Genomic DNA, 24,946 nt, shown 5'->3' on the forward strand with positions numbered 1-24,946 from the left:
CGCCGGAAGCGGTTTTCAGCTGCAAAATTGCAACATTTTTCGCCTTGCCCGGCGTTAAATCGGGGGAGCAAATGTAAGCGAAGGATTCAAAGAAAAAACTTTGTTTTTATCAACAAATTGGCCTGCCGCCGACCGCATTATTAAAAGCAGTCGCCGGTATTGCTTTCGCAGATCCTGCTATCGCTCCAGCCATACTGGTAATTGGGTTTTCCGATGGCCAAAAAGCTGTAGTAGAGGCGAAATGCGCCTTTGTTGGGGTTTTAAGGTGTTCAGGATTATGCGAGCAATTTTTGCAGCAATGCATTGAGTTCAGCATGCTGTGCCATGACCATCAGGTGCCCCGCTTTGGGAATCACATGCGTTGGATGGGTATACCGTTGGGGCAGTACGATATCGTAGCCGCCATGAATATGGATCAGGGGCTGTGGCAGCACCTCATTTTTCCAGGTTAGTACCGCCTCCATCGACCACCGGATAAAAGCCGGGTCGCTGCTATCAATTATCTCCCAGAGCAGTTTTTTATCGGCTGCATTTTCGCCGGAGATATAGCGTTTCCACCGGGCAGCCGTTTTGATCATACTGATGGGTACGATCTTGTGCAGCCGAAACGCGGCCGCGAGCCTGAAATAGCGGGGCAGGTGTGCCGAGAGCGGAATACTGGAAATCAGTATGACCCTGGCGGGTGGTAATACTTTGGCGATTTCCGTTACCAGCATACCCCCAAATGAGAGGCCTACTAATGCGAATGGTTCGTTGGTATCGATCCTTTGTGCAAGGCGGGCGGCATAGGCAGGCAGGGATTCGTGCGCCAACGGTGCAATCCAGGTAAGATGAACGATCTCGTAACCGCCTGGCAGCTGAATGTATTTAAACACCCGTTCATCGGCTGCCATGCCACTGATAAAATAAGCTTTCACTGCAAAATGGTTGGGTCCCGAAAATTAATGACAAATATACCGCCATCATAGTCGTAAAATGCCTTTTAACATTTTGTTGCTATTGGGAGCCAGCATTGCCACCCCCTCCTATTTCCGTACCTTCGTGGGCACAAATACCAGGCTATGAACATCAAGAACAACATACTGGAAACGATTGGCAATACGCCATTGATCAGGTTGAACAAGATTACCCGCGATTTACCCGGCACGATACTGGCGAAGGTTGATTATTTCAATCCCGGCAACAGCATCAAAGACCGTATGGCATTGAAGATGGTAGAGGTAGCAGAAAAGGAAGGCAAACTGAAGCCCGGCGGCACCATCATCGAATGTACCAGTGGCAATACGGGTATGGGCCTGGCGCTCGCCGCTTGTGTAAAGGGCTACAAATGTATTTTCACGACCACCGATAAGCAATCGAAAGAAAAAATGGATATTCTGAAGGCCGTAGGCGCTGAGGTGATCGTATGCCCTACGAATGTGGAGCCCGATGATCCCCGCTCCTATTATTCCATCGCCCGCCGGCTTGCCAAGGAAATCCCCAATTCTTTCCATTGCAATCAATATGATAACCTGGCCAATAGACTGGCGCATTACGAAACTACAGGCCCTGAACTGTGGGAACAAACTGACGGTAAGATCACGCACCTTGTGTGCACTGCCGGCACTGGCGGTACGGTAACCGGTACAGCCATGTACCTGAAAGAAAAGAACCCGAATATCCAGATATGGGCCATCGACGTGTATGGCTCGCTGCTCACGAAATATTTCAATACCGGTGAGATCGATATGGGCGAAGTGCATCCTTATATCTCCGAAGGCTTTGGTGAAGATTTTGTGCCGGAGAACTATGATATGAGCGTAATCGATCATTTCGAACAGGTAACGGATAAGGATGGTGCGGTGATGGCCCGCCGCATCGCGAAAGAAGAAGGACTGTTTTGTGGTTATAGTGCGGGTAGCTGTCTGCAGGGCCTGATGCAACTGAAAGACAAACTGAAGCCGGAAGATGTAGTCGTGGCTATCTTCCACGATCATGGCAGTCGCTATGTGGGCAAGATCTACAATGACCAATGGATGATGGAAAGGGGCTTCCTCGATGTGAAGACTTTCCGCGACATCGTGAATGGCCGCCCCGCGCGCCAGAAGCTGGTGACCATCGACCCCAAGCATACCGTATCCGACGCGGTGGAATTGATGCGCAAACACGATATCGAGCATATTCCTGTGGTAAATGGCAATGGCCCTATTGGCGCCATTAGTGAAGGTGGTTTATTCCAGAAAGTATTTTCCAATCCCGATATTAAAACGGCCACGGTAGAAAGTGTGATGGAGCCTGCTTTCCCGATCGTAGAATTCAATACACCGCTCGAGAAGCTGCGTACACTCATTAATAAGGACAATGGTGCCGTACTGAGCAAAGACGAGGCCGGCAGCCTGCATATCGTGACCAAGTACGACGTGATCCAGGCTTTGGGTAACTAATCACCCAAATATCGCTTTAGCGCATACACAGTATATTTCGGTGTTATCCCTAGGCCTATAGCAGACTGGTACTCATGCTATTAGCGTGCTTCCCTGATACACTCAACGAATAACCAAGTGCAATAGACCTTTGTAATTAATTGAATAACAGCGAATAACAAGGATTATTTTTCAATACCACCAGCGCACCGGCTCCGGATCGGGCAGCCGGGGATCTTCAGGCACCGGGGAATCCGGATCGGTAGGGAGTTGCGGGCGATACCAATCCGGCCGGGCGGCACGAAAGACCTTGGCCTGCTTCAGCAGTCCCGCGTAAGCAGGACAGGGATTGTCCCATACCGCGTCATATACCAGTTTTTTCAACTCTTCGCTGCTACCCCGGCAGCGTCGGGAAAGTTGGGTTTTGAGAATCGCTTGAAGGAGATCACTGCTGGCGGCTGTCTTATGAACCGCTACCGCCTGGATATAATCGTCAGCAATATCATATGGGTCTTTCTGGCAAAAAACGCGCTTAAACTTCCATTCCTGGAAGTCCTGTAGGATCTTGAAGTAAACCTCATCGGGATAAGCTTGTATGATCTCAAAGGCTTTTTCGCTGATCAGCCCCATTTGAGTCTCTATCTGAGAACTGATCAGTTCGATGTCTTCTTTTTTCCGGTACCTGGCAAGCGCCATCCAGGCGTTTTCCTGCTGATACAAGCTTGGTTGTCCAAGACCATCTTTCCGACCAAAAGAACGCGCTGCCATTTCCCGGATGGCTTCGTAGTAAGTTTCCACCGGAGGTACTTGACCAAGCACGGTGTAGGCCGATTTTAATTGGTTATGGTGCAGCAGCACCTGGTGGATGGTCTTTGCCTTTGCCACACTATCCTTCCATCGCCCATGTAGCAAAAGAAAGTCTGATACCGTGCAAAATTGTATTCCCCACTCTCCCCCATCATCGGCTATGATCGCTGTATCGTCGAGGTTGTCCATGATCAGGTTAAAATGATCGATGGAGGGCCGGTACATCATGATGCTATAAGCCATCGCCCTTAGTAATGGGTGTTCTGATCGCTGCAGTTTTTTCAATTCAATATCGGGCAGGTGCTTCTCCAGGTAAGAATAGGCGGTGTCGGATTTTACATATCCATGATTGAGGGTGGTAACGAGATATGGCTGCCAACGCTTGTCGAAATCCGTGATGCTGTAGTAGGGGAGACTGTTTTCGCGGCAGGCTGATAACGCCGTGAAAGCTAGCATGGCAATGACAAAAGGTTTTATCATAACATCGGGGGCTTAACAATGGGATGCCCAGGGGTTATTTTTCCATACTATCTGGCAGGTTGTTTCCATAGCTTAACTAGAAAACGACTAATCATCGCGCAGCAGCAAAAAAATTGGGCTGATTATTGCTAATCAGCCCAACGGGGGAAAATCTTTTAATCAGAGACAATGCGTTTCAGGCGGTAAAACCTGTTTCCATGAATGTTCGATTAAGAGCACCCGAATGTTTAGGGGGTTAAAAAGGGTTCCTCTTGTAAACCGATGTAAAGATGGCCCGGAATGAGGCGGTTTGAAAGTTTATTCGGTCAATGGGTGGCAATCGACGCCGAGTGACCCCGATTCATAGAGGAGCTATTTGGGGCGGAGCCGACAGATTAAATGTTTTTAATATAGCTCTACCTATGTGGATAACTCGTATCTTTCTTATGCAGTTTTTGACAGCAATCAACGAAAGCAAGCCTTTGACAGATGTTTTTCGTATTATTCCTAGATCTCCCTCGTTACTCTACTAGTTCTTCCCTGAAAGTCTTACGATTTCTGCAGTAAATACCGAATTTTTAAATCGAGAAGTATTGCTCTTGTTAACATATCCTTGTGGATATATCTTTGTATTCGAAGTTGATTGATAGCTTATCAATCATTCCAATATCCGGGAGAAACCAAAGTAACGCATCCAATATCCAGGAAAATCCAGAAATCCAGTATCAATCAACTTCTTTTATTTTGTCTCGAATCCAAATGTCCAATAGTCCAAGTCCAATGTCCAAGTCCAACTAACGATTGTCCAGTCCTATTGAAAAAACCAATGTCCTAAGTCCAAGTCAAACCGTCCAGAAGTCCAATTGTCCGAAAAGAAACCAAGTTGATCGTATCCTTGAAAAACCAAGTGTAAGATCCAACGTCCGAAAGGAAAACCAACGAGTTCCAATTCCTGTGTGTTAAGAACCGCCTGCAATCCAATACCCTCCTGCTAGATTGACCCTTATTCTATTTAGCAGGAGGCAGCAGCGGTCTCCCGCCAACAGTTAGCGGAACACTTCACCTGACCAACTTTCTTTCACTGGTCAATTTCATCCAGTACAACGTTATTTTCATTCCCAGATTACTTGCCACGCGTACTTTTCCGGTATAGCCATGATTTTCACCTTCATTGCTTGTTGATCGTTCCTTTACTGCTTTCCTGTTTATTCCTGCTCACGTAGTAGCTTTGTCGTATGCCCACGTATACCGACCAGCTTCAGCGCAGCATCTCGTTACCGTCGTCACCACAGCGGATCATTTCGCTGGTGCCTTCGCAAACAGAACTGTTGTTTAGCCTGGGACTGGAAACGGAAGTGGTGGGTATTACCAAATTCTGCGTACATCCCGACAGCTGGTTTCGCCACAAACGACGTGTAGGCGGCACCAAAACTGTAAAACCCGAACTGGTGGCTGCCCTGCAGCCTGACCTGATCATTGCCAATAAAGAAGAAAACGTGCGCGAGCAGGTCGAAGCATTGGCTCACCAGTACCCGGTCTGGATCAGTGATGTCAATACCCTGGCCGACTCGCAGGCCATGATCCGCGCGCTTGGTATGATCACCGACAGAGCTACCCTGGCGGTAGACCTTGCACTACAGATCGAAACCGGTTTTGCTTCACTGATTCCCTTATCAAAGCCGCTGCGGACTGCTTACCTCATCTGGCGTGATCCTTACATGACGGTAGGCCATGATACTTTTGTTCATGACATGCTCACTCATTGCGGTCTCCTGAATGTATTTGGCAACCAGGCACGGTACCCCGCTACTTCCGTAGAAGCTTTGCAGGCCGCCGATTGCCAGCTATTGCTACTGTCTTCCGAACCCTACCCTTTCAAAGAGCAACATATTGCGGAGCTGCAGGCCTATCTGCCGCATACGCGCATCCTGCTGGTGGATGGCGAATACTTCAGCTGGTATGGTAGCCGGTTACTGGGGGCACCCGCGTATTTCCAATCCTTACTACAGCAAGTGCAAGTCGGACAGATTCAGTAATTTCCCGTTTCAGCCATCCTGTATAGCTGGCCTTTTTTCACCAACCACCGAGGACATACCATTGACGTACGATTTTACGCCTGAAGAGAACAACAAGCCGTCGCGCAAGAAGCCGATGTTTCCTGTGCAGGACCAACTGCGCCAATACCTGAAGGTTCATGGCCGCGAGGTGAAATTGCCGGTGTCGTACAACGACCTGCTGCGGTATACGTATTCCATCCCGCTGAAGGATAAGAACGGCATCGACACGCATTGGGAAAAAGTACTGTACGATATGCGCGACTGGGAGTATATCCGCGAGGGGTTGGTGAAGATGTATGCCTTTCTGAAAACGGAAGGCGACCTGACCTTTACAGCGCATCTCGATGTGGCACGGATCGACTATTGCAGTTTTGGTAACAGCCATCCGTTCCGTATCCGGATCATCAATAAGTTTAACGACAACTACGATCACTTTTATATCAAGATCAACGATGCCTCGCGCATCTATGGGCTGGAGCTGGAACACCTGCTATCGCCCAATCGTATCACCTATCTCACGCATAAAAATACGCTGGTAGAAGAGCATATTCCTGGTATACCGGGCGATGTATTTGTCAAAACACACCTGAACGATAGCGCTACCAACAAGATCAGGCTGGCGAAGGAGTTTGTGAAATTCAACGAGCGCTGTTTTGTTCGGTTGTTGGGTGATATGCGGTCGTACAATTTTGTGGTGGACATAACGCCCGATATCGAAGACTATCAATACCGTATCCGGGCTATCGACTTCGACCAGCAGTCGTATGAGGGACGTAAGAACCTGTACCTGCCTCAGTTCTTCAAGGAGAATCTCGAGTTAGTGAATTTGTGCAGCCGCTACCTCAACCGCGAATCGATCGAGCAGTACCAGGCAGAAGAAAGAACGATGATGGCATTCAGGGTGGCGTCGACCAGGTTCCGGCTGATGGAATTGCTCAACATCATGGCCCGCGACCGCATCTCCACAGCCGATAAGTTGTGGCAGCTGAAACACGAGCTGGGCCAATACTTCAACAGCCCGGCCTTCTTCAAAAGCGACTCAATGGGAAAGCTGGTCAAACGTCAGTTGAAACAAACGCTACAGAAAAACCTGGCATTGATCCAAAAGAACCTGGGGAAGTTTGAGGATTGATTCGCCAATTAAGGCTACGAATCTGCCTGAATCAACAGGCTTTATGCTGTAATAGCAGGGTGATCACGCTGTACAGCACGTGGCAATTCCATTCGTCTACATATTCCAGCGCCTTGTAATTACCGGGTATCGACTTTTGGAAAATAGCAAAATAGTTAGTGAAGGCTTTTATCTCGAGGTCGTTCCAGCTTACTACCATTCCCTTGTTCCAGCGTACTCCTTTGCTAGTCACCTGCACGCCTGCTATTTCAGCACATCCATCCTTCTCTACCAACTGTACCTGGTGAGTGATGACTTCATCGAGTATCCGATCATACAGGGCATTGACAATATCCTTAAATTTCCCATCGATTCTGTCCTTGTTTATGCCGTAGATAGATTTCAACCGGATCTTTATCTTTTCTCCTTTTGATGACCGAATGTCGATACAATAAATTCTGCCGATCACGAAAACATACCCTTTGACCCATTTCACCCCCATCCGTACACCATCAAAATCCTTCCATGCAATGCTGGGCTCTGTTTGACCTATCCGGTCCTTGTCGTCGAACCGAATCATGTCGTCTTCAAATGTCAAAGCCCGCGCTCTATCAAAAGCGGATGACCGGACATAGAAAACTAGTTGATTACTCATAATTTGATGTTAGTGTCATTTTCCGGTAAGGGAATACACTTTGTAGTATCAGGTATTATTTCCCCGGATAAGTCGGAGAAATAAATAAGCAGCTTACCCAACAAAGCTAATCACCACATCTCCATCGGAAGCTGCCCGGGTGTATAGCCCTTTCAACAGCGGCCACTCCTGCAAAATATGTGTGACATTAAAGGCAATATCGGCCGAGGTGGTAACACTCCATGCGCCGGGATACACATCGTTTTCATTCAACTCATTGGCATCATAAAGCCTTGTAAGGGTGGTATCATCAACGCCGGCTAGTAAGGAGGCCAGGGCAAATACTTTATCTGGGTTGTTGTAATGTATGGCGTCGCCACTCAAATCTTCTCCTTCGTGTGCATCTTCCAGCGATTCTGCCGGATAAAAGAGCTGGGTAACAAGCTCCTTTTCCGCTGCCGACCGTCCGATTGACAACAGAAACCGAAACCCTTCGTGAGTTCCCTGCAAACTAACGAACTCCTTGCTCAGTGCCCTAAAGCGGGCATATGCCGGGTCTTGTACGACTGACTCGAAATCAGTCGCACCAATCCTGTACAGGGTGGCGCTTTGACTCATGTTACTTGTTTAGGTTGGGGTTGGAGTACTAAATTACAACTTGATCTTCAGACCCAGCTCTTTTTTCAGGTGCAATAAGGCTTCTCCATTACCCCTGGCGTCATCGACCGGGTGGTGTGTGTGCCGTGTTTTACGCAGGTGTTTGAAGTTTTGGAAGGTGTCTTTAACCAATCCTTTGTACAGGCTGCCAAGATTATAGGAGCTAAAACCAAAGGGATTGCTGCCGGTAAAGTGGTGAAAGTACCAGCAGATGAACATCCAGTCGAACCCGTTGTTGTCGCTGATGAATACCGACCGATCTTTGACATGGGCTTTCAGCCAGGTTGCAAAATTCTCCATGACCGTTTTGGGGTCATCGAAAGCCATGGTCTCTTCCCGGGTAAAACCTGAGACGGCGAGTGCTTCCGGAATAAATTTGTCGGCTATGGGTTTCAATTGACCATAAAAGGTTTTGTCCAACCCTTCCTGCACGATAACGGCGCCGAAGCAGATCATGGAATAATCGCCGGGGATGGGGCCGTCACTTTCTATATCGACCATAATGTAGGCCATGGAGTGTATAATTTGATTGAGTGTTGATTGGGCCAACATGCCTTGTTATTACATTCAGTCCTTGTAAAGCTCCACTTTGCGGCCATCGGGATCGATGACCACGGCCATATAGCCGAATTCGGTTTGCACGGGTTCCGTGGCAAATGGCACTAGCTTTTCTTTTAATACCGCTATTCGATCATCGAATTGCTCCATTGCAAAACCAAGGCGCAGGTTTTTATCGGCCTCTGTCTGGCTTTTGGTTAATGGATATATTTCGATGAGTGTTTGGCCGATCGAAGCGCCATAATGATAGGGAGAATTGCCATGCTGGTGATAGTCAAATACTAAGCCCAGCTGCGTATAAAAGTCTGCCAACTGCTGCGGATTGGGAGTTCTTATGACGATGAGGCGTAATTCCATGATCATGTTATTTCAGTGGTATAATGGTGGTATCCACCCGGACCAGCAGGTTGGATTTAATGTCAGCATCGTTTGCACCTCCCTGGTGAATCTTAACGGTACGTACCTGCTGTACGGCAAAGCGTGCAGATTCCCGGGGTAAGAGTTTTATGTCCAGTCGTGTTTCCAGGGTGTCACCTTCCTGTATGTGACTGTACACGCTGTCGAGCCCGCAATCGAGTATTGACATTCCCTGGAGGTGCAACAGTTCGTTTCTCACGCCACCTTTGTAATTGATGATCTGGTAGCTATTGCCACACTCGCCCATCCAGCTAAAACTGGATTGACTGATAATTTCTTTGATCCCGTCCCCATTGAGGTCCTTAATGTCTGCCAGCGAAACATCGCCCACCTGCTCCGCGCCGATCACCTGCAGACTATCGGCACAGCGCAACAATAACAGGAGGTTCCTGGCAGTTCCGGCTGATCCACCTGCCTGTCCTTCGATCCAGACAAGCTGGTCTTTACGATCGGCACTGACGAAATAATCGGCCACGTTAAAGTAGTGGCTCGTATCGAGCTCCGTCAGGTTCCAGATATGTTCCTGTGCGCCAGTTTCGAGTATCCTGTTGCCGATGGCAAACAAGGTGTCTTTGTTGGCCAGGGGCGCGCAGGGATAGGCAGTCTTCACGGACTGGCCGGCAGTTGATTGTTGCTGAGTGGTTGGTGCAGGGTCCTTGCAGGCTATTGCTGCTATGAGGATCAGCCAACCCGGTAATATTCTTCTATGGCTCATGGGGCGTAGTGTCGGTGGGTGTTGAAGTAGTGACTGTAGTGTCTGAAATGGTTGGTGCCACCGGCCGTTCTTCCCGCACAAAATGCTTTTTGGCAATTTGCTTTTGCGAGAAAAGGCCGGTGGGTAGCAATTGAATGGTATGCCTCGTCGTATCCCCTTCTACTTTTTCTATGGTTTCACCGAGGTCAGATTCCGATTCTACCGACTCGGTGGAAAAGTGGGTCTTGTCGATTTGTCGCCCAGTTTGGTAAAATGACCAGCCACCATCGCCGCAGCTGGCTGCCAGGTCAAACTTACTAATGAACTTGCCCTGCTTGTCGAAGACATAATAACGAATAATGGTGCAATAGCTTCCCTCATCGAACGTGATCATCGTAAACTCGATGAAATTAGTATCCCGGTTTTGCCAGGAATGGTAATAGTCGATCCGGCTGCCGTTACGGTCATAGGTTCGATCTCCTTCCTGGAAGATTAGGTTATAAGTATTGCTATCGACGGTTTCGTAATATTCGAGCTCTGATGTGTTGACGGAGAATTCCCGCAGGTCCTCGTGCTTGAACTTTGTCTTCAAGGCCATCAGGGAATCTGCCCGGGTAGGAGCAGCGGCGGGGTGGGCAGCCGGTGGATCACATGCCATGAGGTACATCATGGCTGCAATTGCCATTATCAACGATCTAAGGGTCATAGGGTGCCAAATTATTCATTTTGAGGGTAATTGGCAAGTACTGGCCCCGGTTGCCGGTTAATTCTAAAGGCCTTTGCTGGCGCCTCCCTGTCTCAAGGCTTGCTGATCTTTTATCAATTTTCGCCGCATCCTGCCGTATCCTGCCCCGGGGGTGGGAGTTGCCAGCTTCTTTCCTTATCTTCGCGGCGCATTATCAGGAATTAACCCCTTTTCTTGAATAATCGTCAACAACCAGTTCATCTTATTAATTAAACAACGGTAAAAACACCAGAATCATGGGAAAATATAAAGCCGGCGTCCTCTTCGGAGAAGAATTGGAAGCCCTGTACAAAGATGCGAAAGACAATCAGTTTGCCCTGCCTGCAGTGAACACCATCGGTACCAACACGATCAATGCTACCCTGGAAGCTGCTGCCAAAGTAAACTCTCCTGTAATCGTTCAGTTCTCCAACGGCGGCGCCCAGTTCATCGCTGGTAAAGGCATGCCCAATGATAAACTGCAGGCGAATATCGCTGGTGGCATCTCCGGCGCGCTGCACATCCACAACGTAGCTAAGTACTACGGTGTACCGGTTATACTTCACACAGACCACGCTGCCAAGAAGTGGTTGCCCTGGGTAAGCGGCCTGATCGATGCTGGTGAACAATTCTACAAAGAAAAGGGCCAGCCCCTGTTCAGCTCGCACATGCTCGATCTGTCTGAAGAGCCCATTGAAGAGAATATCCATACTTCTGTTGAATTCTTCAAACGCATGCAACCCCTGGGTATGGCGATCGAGATCGAACTCGGCGTAACCGGTGGTGAAGAAGATGGCGTTGACAACAGCGGTATCGAAAACGATAAATTGTACACACAGCCCGAACACGTGGCTTACTCTTATACCGAACTGAGCAAGGTTGGACGTCTCTTCAGTGTGGCTGCTGCCTTTGGTAACGTACACGGTGTATACAGCCCAGGCAACGTGGAGCTGCGCCCTGAGATCCTGAAGAACAGCCAGGACTATATTGAAAAGACCCTGAAGACTGGTCCCAAGCCCGTTTATTTCGTATTCCACGGCGGTAGCGGTTCTCCTCAACACCAGATCCGCGAAGCTATCGGCTATGGTGCGATCAAGATGAACATCGACACCGATCTGCAGTGGGCGTTCTGGGAAGGTATCCTGGGCAACTACAAGAAGAACGAAGCTTTCCTGCAAGGCCAGCTCGGTAACCCCGATGGTGCCGACAAGCCCAATAAAAAGCACTACGATCCCCGCGTATGGTTGCGCAAGGGTGAAGAGTCTTTCATTAAGCGCCTGGAAGTTGCTTTTGAAGACCTGAACTGTATCAACCGCAACGCGTAATCGCGCCGGCAATTCGGTAATCTATACATCACCTTGTGGAACGACGTTGTGTGGTTGTTCGTTCACATTGTGTTACATCGTTGAAAAGTCCCGTCCCGCTATCAAGCAGACGGGACTTTTTCTTTATATTTATTGCACACGACTTTATCATTTTCCTGCTTTGCCGGTGGTCCCTATCCTGTTTTGACTTGTTTAATCAATCCCCCTTCACACCAGGCCTGTAGTTTGCTGCCTATCCGTAGTTTTTTACCGGCAACGGTATGCCACCCGATTACTACCATCTATAAATATTTGTCATGGCATCTACAAAAATCACAGATCTGTTGGGCGATAAAGCCGCTTATTTACTGGAGCATGTCAGCAAGACCGTCGACCAATCGACGCTGCACCTCCCCTCCCCCGACCATATCGAGCAAAGCTGGATCAACAGCAACCGCAACAACCAAACCCTGCGCAGCTTGCAGCAACTGCTCGGCCATGGCCGCCTCGCCAACACCGGGTATTGCAGCATCTTTCCCGTAGACCAGGGCATTGAGCACAGCGGCGGTTCCGCCTTCGCCCCCAACCCGATGTACTTCGATCCGGAGAATATCGTGAAGCTGGCCATTGAAGGCGGCTGCAATGGTGTTGCCTCTACCTTTGGGGTGTTGGGTATCATGAGTCGTAAGTACGCGCACCGCATCCCCTTCATCGTTAAGATCAACCACAATGAGTTTCTGAGCTTGCCAAACCGGTATGACCAGACTTTGTTTGGCACGGTGCGCAGCGCCTGGAATATGGGGGCCGTAGCCGTAGGCGCCACCATCTATTGGGGATCGGAGGAAAGCACCCGACAATTAAAGGAGATCGCGGAGGCTTTTGAGTTGGCGCATGAGTTAGGTATGTGCACCATTTTATGGTGTTATACCCGCAATGCCGGTTTTAAAGTAGATGGGGTAGATTATCATACTGCTGCTGATTTTACCGGGCAGGCCAATCACCTGGGCGTGACCATTCAGGCAGACATCATCAAGCAAAAGCTGCCTACCAACAATGGTGGTTACCTGGCTACCAAACATGGTAAAACCTCACCATTGGTCTATTCCAAACTAACCTCCGATCACCCGATCGATCTTTGCCGTTACCAGGTATTGAATTGTTACAGCGGTCGTGTAGGCCTCATCAATAGTGGTGGCGAAAGCAAGGGCGACAGCGACCTGCGCGATGCCGTCTATACTGCCGTGATCAACAAACGGGCAGGTGGTATGGGCCTGATCCTTGGACGCAAAGCTTTTCAACGTCCATTTAATGAGGGAGTCGACATGCTGCATGCTATCCAGGATGTATACCTCGATGCGGGCGTTACGATTGCGTAAGCTGCCTCAGCCATACATTTTACAAAGCCTTTGTATTCGCAAAGGCTTTTTTAATTAATTTTCGCCCTCTATGCCACTGCTCCGTTTATTCAACGATCCAGATCGTCAATTTGCTGCCGTATTTACCCTAGCGACGCTGGGCGTCTGGGGGTTTATCTGGTCACATGCCTGGGGCATGGACATGACCCATGATGAAGCCTACTCTTTCTACCTGGTCAAGACCAATTACTTCCGGGCTATGCCGGGCAGTGCCAATACCCATTGGCTGAATAGCTTTTTTATGCTGATCTGGCACTCCCTGTTGGGGGATGCACCAGGGCTATTGCGTCTTCATTCGGTGCTGGCTTTTCCTTTCTTTGCCTGGGCAGTATTTTTATTGGGTAAACATATTGACGGCGCTATGGGCAGGATTGCCTTTTATGCGTTGGTCCTGTTCAATCCTTATGTACTTGATTTCTTTTCGCTGGCACGCGGTTATGGATTGGCGATGACCTTTCAGGCCTGGAGTATCGTGTGGTTTATCCGGGCAGCCAGTATGTCTTTTAGCTGGCGATCCTGGAGGTGGGTACTGCTCTTCAATACACTGGCCATTGCCGCCAACTTATCCTACTTTTATACGGTGGTGGGCATGGCTGGATTTGCCGGCTGGTTATCAACCACTACACTCGCCGAGCAGCGTGCTGCCAACCGTGGCTTCACCAGGCTCTTATCCCTTTATTCCTTATTACTGCTGCTAACAGGTGCAGACCTGCTGTTTATTAAATTTTATGGAAAAGACCTTTCGTACGGTGGCAATGAGCAATTTGTACAATCGCTGTTTGGTTCCGTCTGGAAAGGCAGCCTTTACCGGGTGGTTAATGGGACGCTGAGCACCTACCTCGCTTATCTTTCTTTATTGCTGATTGTGGGTATTTCGGGTTGGTACCTGTGGCTATACATCCGACAAAAGAAGCCATTAACCGGTTTACTCCTGGCTGTACCGTTGATCAGTCTTGTACTCCTGAATCTCCTTTTTCATGTAGCCCTGGAGAATCCTTTCCTGTTGTTCCGCACTGCTTTGCAATGGTACGTACCAGGCATGCTGCTGATCTGTTATGCAGCGAGCGATTGGAAGCCAGAGCTGGCCGCCATTCAATGGACCGGAACGGTGATTGCGGGTGTGGTTGCCTTTGTATTCGTGGGTCAGTTCATGAAACAAGTTAACCGGCAATGGTGTTATGAATGGCCCTTACAGGCCAACTCGAAGCAGGCATTGCAAGATCTGTATGCCCGGCAGCCGCGGCAGCCAGCGCTTGGTTATTCTTTAATGGGTTCTTATATTAATTACTATTCGCAGCTACCCGCGTCCTACCAACCTGCTCCTGTGTACCTGCCCGATGAAGGCGCGAAGGTCACGGACACTGCCCTGATCAGGATACTGCGGCAAAGCGACTACGTCGTATCTGGTCATGCCGTAACGTTGCAGTGTCTTGAAAAGCTGGGCTTGCGTTATGACATCGTCAATGAATATCCACCGGGTCAAAATGTATTGATACGGATACGAAAATAAAAAAGGGCCCTGCTATGCAAGGCCCTCGTTGAGCTGTATATATCCCTTTGATCCTGAAAAACGTTGTTACCAGCGATCGCGGTCGTGTCCGCGGCCACGTCCTCTTCCACGATCGTGGTCGTGACGGTCATGGCGATCGTAGCGGTCGCGACGGTCATCATAGCGACGGCGGTCGTCGTAGCGGCGGCGATCATCGCGGATGCACACCTGGCGTCCACCCCATCCACGATAGCGGTTGTACTGGCTGCGGTGGTAGGAGAATTGCTCGTAAGGCCGGGGCGAATTGATCACTACTTTGTAACCACTGTACAGATCGTAATTGCGGTACCTGCCGGGCAGGTTGGCGGCAAACATCCAACGTCCTGCATCCAGGTAAATAAACTGTCGTTGGGGTACATAATAATAGGCTTCTACATCGGGCAGGTAATAATAGTCTGCTCTATCGTATCCAACGGGTCCCCACTGGGGTTGTGTACCGATATTCACACTGACACTTACCTGGGCATTGGCAAGCTGGGAGGCAGAAGTAAGTCCTGATACCAGCAACAAGGCGATCGCTATTCGTTTCATACACTTTAAAGATTTGGTTCTGTAGTATCAGACCCAAAACGTGGTCCTTAATTTACTGGTGATTTGTTAATACGATTTTCCTTAACAGTTACGCCGCTGGCGGGCATTTGCCTTTAACTTTTTCTATACTAAAATCGTGGGAGCGGCTCAATAAGGAAACATAAAAAGGCCGGCGCCATGGCGCCGGCCGTAGTAGTGTAGTAATCGCTGCCGGGGGAATCGATTAATAAACGTAATTCAGGGCAGTGACATCGCTGCTGATAAACGGACGGTTTACACCATTGCCGATACAGGCAAGCATCCAGGAGCCGGAGACGGCGTTGGTAGTCGGTGTGCCGGGAATATGAATAGCACCAACTCCTGCCTGACCTTCGTTGACCGCCGAGCCGCCGCAGCTGTAAGCGCGGTTGGCATAGTCGGTGTGGCGATAGCCGATGCAATGTCCTACTTCATGAGCAATGATGGAAATGACCGTGTTGATGTTCCAGGTGTCAAGATAGCTTCTGTTAACGAGCACGGAGCCATAAGGATTACCACTGGAGGTGGGGAAACCGGCAGATGCCAGGTAACCTGCTCCTGATGGGGCAGGATTGATCACGATGTTGCCGCCCGACGTTACGCGTGAAAACGTCAGCCGCAGCCCCAGCGCGTTGTAGCGCGAGATGGCACCATCTACTGCAGTGATATAACGAGCCGGCAGTGATGAATTGACACGGATCGTGATGTTGCGGGGAAGACCTGTAACGGTGTTGGTAGTGCGGTATTGCTCCTCATCGCCTACCCTGATCAATTTACGATCGGGCGTAGCGTTAAGGTCGTCATTGGTGATGACGATATCGCCTTCTACCAGGTAACCTTCAGGATGGACAGTCACGTTCTTATTGCCAAAACCTAACTGATAGATCTTGTCCAATACGTCTTGTGCGATCACATCCTGTTGGACGGCCTCTTCCTTGGCATCTTTCTTACAGGAAAAAAAGACAACGGTGAGCAGACCAAATAATGCTGCCACTTTTAGAACATTTCTCATGCGTTTTTGCTTTTTTGGTTAAACAAAATAGAATGACAGGTATGCAGAATTACTACACACAGTGTTGTGGGGAGAGCTTTGCTACCAAAAAATCAGGAACGTTAGGGGAAACCTGGAGAATTGCACGACTATACTAGAAAGTTATAGCATTAAAAGACATGTTAAAATATTATTATAGCAACCCTGTTGCAGAGATATTACCAAAATCATCCATATTACCGATTGCAGCACGGGTGTGGCATTGAGCCTCAAAGGTTATCCTTTACACACCCTTGCTACCAATAAAAAACCCTGACAATTATTTAATATTGTCAGGGCCTGTATCGATGTAATTCACATGACCTCTTACGGGTCTGTATTATCTGTTCCTGTTAGAAACCTTTTTTAGGCTGGCTACCAGCAGGGGATTTACCAGTATAATTTTCCGGCATCTGGATCGCATAAAAGGAGCTCTTGCCATCGAGGATCAGCTTAGCAGCCTGCTGTATATCTTTAGGCGTAAGCTTGTTGATGTACTTGTCTGCATGCAGGAAACGATCCGGATCGTCGCCTTTGAATTTCATGCTGATCAGTCCCTCGAGCCAGGTACCATTTTCTTTCATCTGTACTTTGTTCTGCTCCAGCCACTGGATCTTTACCTTATTCAGGTAGCTGGTATCGGGGCCTTTGCTCACGATATCGGCAAACTCTTTTCTGACTGCCTTCAGCAACGTGTCTACCTTTTCGGGGCCGCAAGGCAATTGCAACAGGAATGAGTAGTTGGTGTACGGGTATTTCTCCAGGCCACCCTGCGTACCGCCACCATAGATGCCCTGTACCTTCTCCCGCAGTTCTTCGATGATACGAATATTGAGCACTTCGCTCATCGCCTGCACCTTGAGGTCGAGGTCTTCACTATAGGGCGCATCGCCACTATAGAAGGCGAGGATCAGGCTCTTTTCTTCTTTTCCTTTGTTGACCACCAGTTCTTTATTGCCGGTTACCGGACGCACTTTGTTGTCTACGAAAGAGAACTTTTTGCCGGTAGCGGGCAGACTGGCGATGTATTTCTCGATGTGGGGGATGATCTCTTCTTCTTTGAAGCTTCCTACAAATACGAAGTTCATACCGCTGGCATCACCAAAGCGCTCTTTGTAGATAGCCAGTGAGCGATCGAGGTTCACCTGATCGAAGAAGCTGGAATTGGGCACTGTTACCGGCGCCAGCGGGTTGTTGTTGTACATGGTCTTGTACAGGGTGTCGACAAATACCGCCTGCGGGTTGGCGCTGATGTTGGCAAACTGCGATTTGTTGCGTTGCACCCAGGCGCGGAACAGCGCGGTATCTTTCCGCGGAGCGGTGAAGTAGAGATGGGTAAGCTGGAACATCGTTTCCAGGTCTTTTACGGACGAGTTACCCCTTACGCCTTCCGAGATCGCAGAGAAGTTGGGGCTCACGCTGGCAGTTTTACCTGCCAGTGCTTTGCGCAGGTCTGTAGGACTGAATTCGCCGACGCCCATGGTGCCGACCAATTGTACTGCATATTCCGCATTGTATTTATCGGCCAGTCCGTAGTTGTTCTTTCCTCCGGGGCGGGTAGCACCCATCATGATCTGGTCGTTCTTGAAATCGGTCGACTTCAGGGTCACCGTAATACCATTGGACAATTTCAGTTCGGTGGTGCCGAGCACTGCATTCTTCGTCTTCGATACTACTTTACCTGCTTTGGGCGTAGTGGCCAGCAGGGTGGTCGCTACTGCTTTTTCTTCGTAAGGTTTGATGTTGGCCTTTTCTGCCGCATCGATGGTAGCCAGCAGGTCTTTGCCTTCGGGCAAGGCTGCACCTGGTTTGGCTTCGGGGCCGGTTACATACACGAAACGGTTCTTATCGTCTTTGAATTTCTTCGATACTGCGTTTACATCTTCGAGGGTGATGCCGGGCAGCAGGGTTTTGGCATATTCAAATTCTTTGTCCATGCCAGGAATGGGCTCCTGTTGCAGGAAATTGTTGGCATATTCTTCTACGTAGTTATCGCTCTCGGTCTTGTCGCGGTTGTTGTACATGCGCTCGTAATTGGCGAGCATGGACTTCTTCGCGCGATCCAGTTCTGAGGCAGTGAAGCCAAAGCGTTTTACGCGTTCAATTTCTTCTACCAGGGCGTTGAGTGCTTTGTTCACATCACCGGTACCAGCAGCAGCAAATCCGCCGAAGGCGTCATAACCACGGGCATAAGACCCGAAGCTGACGGAACCATAGAGGAACGGTGCGTTCTCTTTCTGCGTCAACTCCTGCAGGCGCTGGTTGATGAGGGAGGTGAACATTTGCTTGACGAGGAAGTCGCGGTAGTCGCCCACGGTGGAGGAAGGCTTGTCTTTGAAAGCGGGGTAGTTGATCGAGACGGTATAATTCGTGGCTTCCTTATCAGTTACGACCATGGCCTCGTTGTCGTTGTAAGCGGGCACGTCGGCATATTCGCGTGTGCGGGGTGTAGCGGGATTGGTCATTCCGGCAAAGTGCTTACGGATCAGCGCCTCTGCTTTGGCGGGTTCGATATCGCCTACTACGATCACGGCCATCAGGTTGGGACGGTACCAGTCTTTGTAGAACCGGCGGATGGCATCTGGCTTGAAGTTGCGGATGATGCTGTCGATACCGATGGGGATGCGTTTGGCGTATTTGGAACCTTCGAAGAGTTTGGGATAGATCTTTTTGAACATGCGGTCCTGCGCACCTTTGCCGAGGCGGCTTTCTTCGAGGATGATGGGCCTTTCGCTCTGGATGTCATCATCGAGATAGGTGACGTTGTGGGCCCAGTCTTCCAGCACCTGGAATCCTTTTTCGAGGTTGCCGGGTTTATCGGTAGGGATGGGCAGGATGTACACGGTTTCATCAAAACTCGTGTAGGCATTGAGGTCGTTGCCGAATCCAACGCCGATATCCTGGAGAAAGGATACGATATCGTTTTTCTTGAAATGCGTAGTACCATTGAAGGCCATGTGCTCAGCCATGTGGGCAAGGCCTTGCTGATCGTCGTCTTCATTGATGGAGCCTGCGTTGAGCACGAGGCGCAGTTCTACTTTTTGCTCGGGCTTTTTGTTTTGGCGGATGTAAAAAGTCAGTCCGTTGTCGAGTTTGCCAATCTTCACTTTGGGATCGATGGGCAGTTTGGTGGACAGGTCTACCGTGCCATTTTGTGCGAATGCCGGTGCAGCCGTGATCGCAACGACCAGGAGCAGCAGCCATTTTGTACAGGCAGCGAAGGGTTTGTTCATGATCATGTATTTTTTTAGTCCGTACAAAATTATCCGTACGGGTGTACAAAATACTGCCTTTTGTATAAAAGGGGATAAAATCCGCTTATTTACCCATTTACGGCCTGATTATGATAACGGTAGCGGGAAGGCATAAAAAAAGTGGGCCGGTTACCGACCCACTCCTTTGATTATCACTTATGTCTGATTATTTGAATGCTTCTTCTACCACTTTACCCACGGTGCCATTGGGCATCTGGATGTGCAGCAGGGCTGCGATGGTCGGTGCAAAATCGGTCATATAGGTTTCGCGGTTGGTGCGGCCCTGTTTGATGCCCCATCCATAGAACACCATGGGGATATGTGCATCGTAGGGGTTCCAGGCACCATGGGTAGTACCGGTCGCGCTACCATCGAACCAACCTGGCTGGGTCACGATCTGGATATCGCCGCTGCGGCTGGGGTACCAGCCATTGGACATCATTTCACGTTGCGTCGCAGTGAAAGGTATGTTCATGATCTCGGACAGGTCAAAAGCACGTGATATGCCCGGCTGTTTGCTCAGGTAATCAACAATATATTGCTTCACGGCTTTCTTATCGAGGTTGAGCGAATCAATCTTATGCTGGTTGAGGTGGATCTGATAGTTATAGCTGCCAGCGATGAGTTTATCGGCACCGAACTTTTCTTTGAGACCTGCGGCCAGTTCTTTGTTCCAGCGATCATCTTCAATGGTGCCACCAGGCAGTTTGTTGGCTTTGTTGAATCCGGGCACATGTGCTACGCCGTGGTCGGCCGTCAGGAATACAGTGTATTGTCCTTTTCCTACTTTCTCATCGAGGAACTTGAAGAAATTGCCGAAGGTGGTATCGAGGCGGAGGAAATCATCTTCCTGCTCGATCGAGTTGGGACCGAATGCGTGGCCCACATAATCGGTAGAGGAGAAACTTACCGCGAGGAAGTCGGTGATATCATCCGCACCGAGTTGCTCATTGATGACCGCGGCCTTGGCGATCTCGGCTGTCATGGCGTTGCCATAGGGGGTGCTGGAGATTGCGCCATAGTTCTTACCGATGAAGCGTTTCAGGTCATAGGGAAATCCTTTCTGATCGGCTCCGAATGATTTTCCTTCCCAGGGTTGTTCGTCAGCCGTGCTTTGTACATAGGTCTCTTTGGGATACATGGTATTCCAATCGAGCCCGTAGTATTTATCGACGTTCTTCTGGGCGTTATAGTCTTTTACCCATTGAGGAAGGTCATTCATGTAATAGGTAGAAGTAATCCAGTCACCGGTCTTACTATCGTACCAATAAGCGGCGTTGGCCGAATGGCCGGCGGGGAGAATACCACCGCGGTCTTTGAGCGCGATGCCGATCACCTTGCTGCGGAAATTGGTGGCGAGGCGCAACTCGTCGCAGATCGTATTGGCGAGCATGTTGCGGGGACTCATTTCACCATTGGCCCCGGTAGTACCTACCGATTTGACGGTTTTATCTTCTGTGCAATAAACACTGCGTTGTTCGTATTTATCATACCAGTTATTACCGGTAATGCCATGGATGGCGGGTACACTACCGGTGTACACGGCGGTGTGACCACAGGCAGTAATGGTGGGCGTATAGGGAATGAGGCAATTATCGGCCGTAAAGCCTTGCAGCAGGAGGCGTTTGAAACCGCCGTCTGCTTTATAACGGTCGTAATAGCGATAGAGATAATCCCAGCGCATCTGGTCTACGACCATACCCACGACGAGTTTGGGACGAACGGGATTGTTAACATTGGTAGTGGGCGCGGCAGCAACAGGCTTGCGTGCTTGTGCAACAGTATTCAGGGCAAGCGCGGTGAGGCCGGAGAACAGGAGTAGTTTCCGCATGGAGCTATAAATTTCCGGCAAAGATAACCGGAGGGATAAATTGGCGTATTAAAATTTGATCAACAATGGATTGAAAGGCACCGAGGCATAGGCAGCAAGGCGGAAGACAGGCATTGAGGCATAGAGGCAGCAAGGCAACGAGGGAAATACAGGAAGGCAGCGGGGAACATGTCGGGGATAGGAGCCAGGCAAACAGGCATAGAGGCACAAACAACGAGGGAAGTATCAATAGGGTAGATAGTTATCGTGAGCACTTACTGGGAAAGGCTTTGAAACCGCAAGTCAGCCGCGAGCCAACATTTTAACATTCTTTCAACGATTGCAGTTAAAATCAACGCAGGCACCGGTTTTTAGCGGTTTTGTCACCAATTCGCATACGAGCCATTGGCCCAAATACGTTATTTTTGCCGCTTAGGTTATCATAACCAAACCTTTAACATATCCATTATATGGCAGACATTTTCGAAAGACTGTTGAAAAACTATGGCCCGATCGGGCAGCACCGTGAACGTGCGCATGGGTATTTCGCCTTCCCCAAGCTTGAAGGTGAAATCGGTAGCCGGATGAAGTTCCGGGGCAAGGAAATGGTGGTCTGGAGCCTCAACAACTACCTCGGCCTGGCCAATCACCCTGAAATCCGTAAAGCTGATGCAGATGGCGCTGCGCAGTTTGGTCTCGCCTCTCCCATGGGCGCGCGTATGATGAGCGGTAACACCAACTTCCACGAACTTCTGGAACAACAACTGGCTGAGTTTGAAAGCAAGGAAGACGCTATCCTGCTTAACTTTGGATACCAGGGTATGGTGAGCATCATCGACGTGCTGTGTGGCCGTCACGACGTGATCGTGTACGATGCCGAAAGCCATGCCTGTATCATCGACGGTCTGCGCCTGCATCCCGGTCACCGCTATGTATACAAGCACAATGACCTCGAAGATTTCGAAAAACAATTGCAACGTGCTACTGCCCTGATCGAAAAACAAAAAGCTGGTGGTATTCTGGTGATCACGGAAGGCGTATTCGGTATGGCCGGCGACCAGGGTAAGGTGAAAGAGATCGTTGAGCTGAAAGAAAAATATGATTTCCGCCTGCTGGTCGATGATGCGCATGGCTTCGGTACACTGGGTGAAAAAGGTGCCGGCGCTGGTGAAGCACAAGGTGCTCAGGATGGCATCGACCTGTACTTCTCTACTTTTGCGAAATCGATGGCATCCATCGGCGCATTTGTGGCCGGTCCGAAGTCTATCATCGACTATATCCGTTACAATATCCGTAGCCAGATCTTCGCCAAGAGCTTACCCATGCCGCTCGTACTGGGTAACCTGAAGCGCCTGGAACTGCTGCGCACCCGTCCCGAGCTGAAAGAAAAGCTTTGGGAGAATGCTATGAAACTGCAGAAGGGGCTGAAGGAAAAAGGTTTCGATATCGGCAAGACCGACTCTGTGGTTACCCCCGTATACATGAAGGGTGGCGTAGAAGAAGCTACGGCCATGGTGATGGACCTGCGTGAGAACTACGGTATTTTCTGTTCTATTGTAGTGTATCCCGTTATTCCTAAGGGTCATATCATTTACCGCCTGATCCCCACGGCTGCTCATACCGATGAGGATATTCGTTTGACGCTGATCGCTTTTGAGGAGACTAAGAAGAAGCTGGATGCAGGTGAGTACAAAGTAGAAGCTATTCCTGACATGGCGGAAGCCCAATAAGTTATTCAAAACTTATTAATACGATAGCCGGCCCTGTGCCGGCTATTTTTATACGTGCCTGGGGAACGACAGGGTGGTAAGGCTTGCAGCATGAGGGGCTTACCAGCCGGCTTTTTTATTAAATTATTGATTCAGAGCAAGTAAATGACAGAACCCCAGGGTCTGTTTAGCGGTTTATATGGGCTAGTCAGCGTAATATTTGGTGATTTTGTCGTTTAAATGGAAGAACGATCGCTTTAGCCGAAGTTAATATGTAATTTTTACCCCAAACCTCCGTTTATGCCTCGGATAAGGCAGTTTGATCAAACCGTGGTTTAATGAAGGCAGTCCTGCTGTTACTGGCATCTAGTTTTTTCTGGGGCATATCCTGTATGGCCCAGAAGAAGCATTCCAATGACAGTGTCGACGTCACCATCCGCCTCAAACCACCTGGCCGTATGCCGGTGAGTGATTCGGTGATGGTCATTTTCGATCGTTACGACCAAACTGGTGCCGGGATTATTTACGGCATTTACCGACCGGTCAACAATGTGATCGTCATCCCCAAAGTGCCAGCAGCCCGATACTATATCGAAATCGCCTGTATGGGCGTCAACCGCGAGCGGTTTACCGAACTCACCTACGTCAACAAGCGCCATAATAACGTTTTCAGCTACCGCGTCAAGAAGAGCGGCACCTTTACACCAGGCCTTGCCGTGATCCCCGTAGAACCCATCGATCCCAGCAAATTGAAGATCCTCGATCAAAAAATGTAATCTATCGTCGTGGAGTATGCCTTTTGCAGACAGCTTGACACCCGCTACCATTTGTCATTTACAAGCGGTAAGTGCATAGCTGCGTACGATACTGGTAGGTGCAAAAAAAGAGTCCCGCCTTGCGGCAGGACTGCACTAATCAAATACCATTAACCATTAAACCTTATCCTATGAAAATTCAAATATAAGATGTCTGCCGTAAATCAATGGTTGCACGCCAGTATTTTTTTTATGTAATTGATCCCGGTCAAACGCTGAATAGGGGATGATACCACCGGCATTCAACTGGATGCAGTAACCGTAAAGGCTAGAGCAGCTAATAGCCTACCCGTCGCAGCTAAAACGTTATTCTTATCGTGCTCCCAGTTATTAACCGTTATTAGCCCTCTATTAACATATTTTAACATTTCACTGTCTACCTCCCGGATTCAACTATCTACCAACTGGCTTTGAAGCTTCGTTGAAACTCACCAAAGTCTTTCTTTCCATCATGCCCTTCGCCGAAGTATTTGACGAGTAATTCCAGTTCAGGGGGGGTAAGATATCCAGGTATGGCCTGCGGTTCTCCATTAACGGGAATAATGACCGTGGTGGGATAAGATAACTGCCCCCGGGTAAGGGCCAGTGCCAGCTCGTTGGTCTTGTAGTCAGCGTTATAGGCGTAGCTCTTGCCCCGCCAATTGAGGACCTCGCGTGTTTCAGCGTCGATCTTTAAAGGATAGAATTTTTGCTGCAGGTAAGCTGCTACGTTTTTGTTGGCGTAGGTCTTTTTATCCATCACCTTGCACCAGCCACACCAGCCTGTATACAGGTCGATGAGCACTGGCTTTTTACTGACCTTCAGGCTGTCCTCCACCTGAGCGAGCGTCAGCCAGCGTAATTTATCATTGCCGGCGACTGGCCTTTGTGCACAGGAAAAAACGGCGATCCAGCCGAACAAAAGCGCCACTTTGAGGGTTTGCATACTTATTTTTGTTAGTGGATGGCAACGGCAGGATGGTTTCCCTGCACGCTGTTCTTCTATAACGTT

At 49.3% G+C, this 24,946-nt stretch carries 21 protein-coding genes; 8 read left to right on the forward strand and 13 right to left on the reverse strand.

Features of this window, described 5'->3' with window-relative positions:
• Positions 1–275: 275 nt before the first annotated feature.
• Complete coding sequence (locus P2W70_RS26665; protein WP_276484608.1) at positions 276–917, reverse strand: alpha/beta fold hydrolase; 642 nt, start codon at positions 915–917, stop codon at positions 276–278.
• 144 nt (positions 918–1,061) lie between these two features.
• On the opposite strand from P2W70_RS26665, the gene P2W70_RS26670 reads away from it, so the two are divergent.
• The gene (locus P2W70_RS26670) at positions 1,062–2,423 is read left to right on the forward strand and encodes a pyridoxal-phosphate dependent enzyme (RefSeq protein ID WP_276484609.1); all 1,362 of its coding nucleotides are present in this window, start codon (positions 1,062–1,064) and stop codon (positions 2,421–2,423) included.
• A 171-nt stretch (positions 2,424–2,594) separates the two neighbouring features.
• Here P2W70_RS26670 and P2W70_RS26675 read toward each other — a convergent pair whose 3' ends face one another.
• The gene (locus P2W70_RS26675; RefSeq protein WP_276484610.1) at positions 2,595–3,665 is read right to left on the reverse strand and encodes a hypothetical protein; all 1,071 of its coding nucleotides are present in this window, start codon (positions 3,663–3,665) and stop codon (positions 2,595–2,597) included.
• Positions 3,666–4,903: 1,238 nt separating this feature from the next.
• Between P2W70_RS26675 and P2W70_RS26680 the strand changes: the two genes are divergently transcribed.
• Entirely contained in the window at positions 4,904–5,704 is an 801-nt protein-coding gene (locus tag P2W70_RS26680) for a helical backbone metal receptor (protein ID WP_276484611.1), read from the forward strand.
• A gap of 61 nt (positions 5,705–5,765) precedes the next feature.
• The gene (locus P2W70_RS26685) at positions 5,766–6,857 is read left to right on the forward strand and encodes a hypothetical protein (RefSeq protein ID WP_276484612.1); all 1,092 of its coding nucleotides are present in this window, start codon (positions 5,766–5,768) and stop codon (positions 6,855–6,857) included.
• 31 nt (positions 6,858–6,888) lie between these two features.
• Here the strand turns inward: P2W70_RS26685 and P2W70_RS26690 are convergent, their stop codons facing one another.
• From P2W70_RS26690 to P2W70_RS26715, 6 genes are all read right to left on the reverse strand, one after another.
• Positions 6,889–7,491, reverse strand: a complete 603-nt coding sequence (locus P2W70_RS26690; protein WP_276484613.1) for a hypothetical protein — start codon at positions 7,489–7,491, stop codon at positions 6,889–6,891.
• Positions 7,492–7,584: 93 nt separating this feature from the next.
• Complete coding sequence (locus P2W70_RS26695; protein ID WP_276484614.1) at positions 7,585–8,088, reverse strand: DUF1877 family protein; 504 nt, start codon at positions 8,086–8,088, stop codon at positions 7,585–7,587.
• A gap of 33 nt (positions 8,089–8,121) precedes the next feature.
• Positions 8,122–8,640 (reverse strand): exonuclease, encoded by a 519-nt coding sequence (locus P2W70_RS26700; protein ID WP_276484615.1) that lies wholly within the window; start codon positions 8,638–8,640, stop codon positions 8,122–8,124.
• A 54-nt stretch (positions 8,641–8,694) separates the two neighbouring features.
• Complete coding sequence (locus P2W70_RS26705) at positions 8,695–9,042, reverse strand: VOC family protein (protein ID WP_276484616.1); 348 nt, start codon at positions 9,040–9,042, stop codon at positions 8,695–8,697.
• Between the two features lie 7 nt (positions 9,043–9,049).
• A complete protein-coding gene (locus P2W70_RS26710) occupies positions 9,050–9,817 on the reverse strand; it encodes a hypothetical protein (protein WP_276484617.1) in 768 nt (255 codons plus the stop codon).
• On the reverse strand, positions 9,807–10,466 hold the full coding sequence (locus P2W70_RS26715) for a hypothetical protein (RefSeq protein ID WP_276484618.1): 660 nt from the start codon (positions 10,464–10,466) through the stop codon (positions 9,807–9,809). The genes P2W70_RS26710 and P2W70_RS26715 overlap by 11 nt, the downstream gene beginning before the upstream one ends.
• Positions 10,467–10,777: 311 nt before the next feature.
• On the opposite strand from P2W70_RS26715, the gene fbaA reads away from it, so the two are divergent.
• The 3 genes from fbaA to P2W70_RS26730 all read left to right on the forward strand — a co-directional run bounded on the left by fbaA (position 10,778) and on the right by P2W70_RS26730 (position 14,749).
• Positions 10,778–11,845, forward strand: a complete 1,068-nt coding sequence (gene fbaA / locus P2W70_RS26720; protein WP_276484619.1) for a class II fructose-bisphosphate aldolase — start codon at positions 10,778–10,780, stop codon at positions 11,843–11,845.
• 296 nt (positions 11,846–12,141) lie between these two features.
• Positions 12,142–13,200, forward strand: a complete 1,059-nt coding sequence (locus P2W70_RS26725) for a class I fructose-bisphosphate aldolase (RefSeq protein WP_276484620.1) — start codon at positions 12,142–12,144, stop codon at positions 13,198–13,200.
• 70 nt (positions 13,201–13,270) lie between these two features.
• Entirely contained in the window at positions 13,271–14,749 is a 1,479-nt protein-coding gene (locus tag P2W70_RS26730) for a hypothetical protein (protein ID WP_276484621.1), read from the forward strand.
• Between the two features lie 66 nt (positions 14,750–14,815).
• Here P2W70_RS26730 and P2W70_RS26735 read toward each other — a convergent pair whose 3' ends face one another.
• The 4 genes from P2W70_RS26735 to pafA form a co-directional block, all read right to left on the reverse strand.
• Positions 14,816–15,319: a hypothetical protein gene (locus tag P2W70_RS26735; RefSeq protein WP_276484622.1), complete on the reverse strand. Its 504-nt coding sequence runs from the start codon at positions 15,317–15,319 to the stop codon at positions 14,816–14,818.
• Between the two features lie 223 nt (positions 15,320–15,542).
• Entirely contained in the window at positions 15,543–16,349 is an 807-nt protein-coding gene (locus P2W70_RS26740; protein WP_276484623.1) for a M57 family metalloprotease, read from the reverse strand.
• Between the two features lie 371 nt (positions 16,350–16,720).
• On the reverse strand, positions 16,721–19,600 hold the full coding sequence (locus tag P2W70_RS26745) for a M16 family metallopeptidase (protein ID WP_276484625.1): 2,880 nt from the start codon (positions 19,598–19,600) through the stop codon (positions 16,721–16,723).
• A 187-nt stretch (positions 19,601–19,787) separates the two neighbouring features.
• On the reverse strand, positions 19,788–21,452 hold the full coding sequence (gene pafA / locus P2W70_RS26750) for an alkaline phosphatase PafA (RefSeq protein ID WP_276484626.1): 1,665 nt from the start codon (positions 21,450–21,452) through the stop codon (positions 19,788–19,790).
• Positions 21,453–21,901: 449 nt separating this feature from the next.
• On the opposite strand from pafA, the gene P2W70_RS26755 reads away from it, so the two are divergent.
• Entirely contained in the window at positions 21,902–23,161 is a 1,260-nt protein-coding gene (locus tag P2W70_RS26755; RefSeq protein WP_276484627.1) for an aminotransferase class I/II-fold pyridoxal phosphate-dependent enzyme, read from the forward strand.
• Between the two features lie 317 nt (positions 23,162–23,478).
• The gene (locus P2W70_RS26760; RefSeq protein WP_276484628.1) at positions 23,479–23,916 is read left to right on the forward strand and encodes a hypothetical protein; all 438 of its coding nucleotides are present in this window, start codon (positions 23,479–23,481) and stop codon (positions 23,914–23,916) included.
• 436 nt (positions 23,917–24,352) lie between these two features.
• On the opposite strand, the gene P2W70_RS26765 is transcribed toward P2W70_RS26760, so the two are convergent.
• Complete coding sequence (locus P2W70_RS26765; RefSeq protein ID WP_276484629.1) at positions 24,353–24,880, reverse strand: thioredoxin family protein; 528 nt, start codon at positions 24,878–24,880, stop codon at positions 24,353–24,355.
• Positions 24,881–24,946 lie beyond the last annotated feature (66 nt).

The sequence above is a fragment of the Paraflavitalea pollutisoli genome (assembly GCF_029360705.1).
GTDB classification, from domain to species: Bacteria; Bacteroidota; Bacteroidia; order Chitinophagales; family Chitinophagaceae; genus Paraflavitalea; species Paraflavitalea pollutisoli.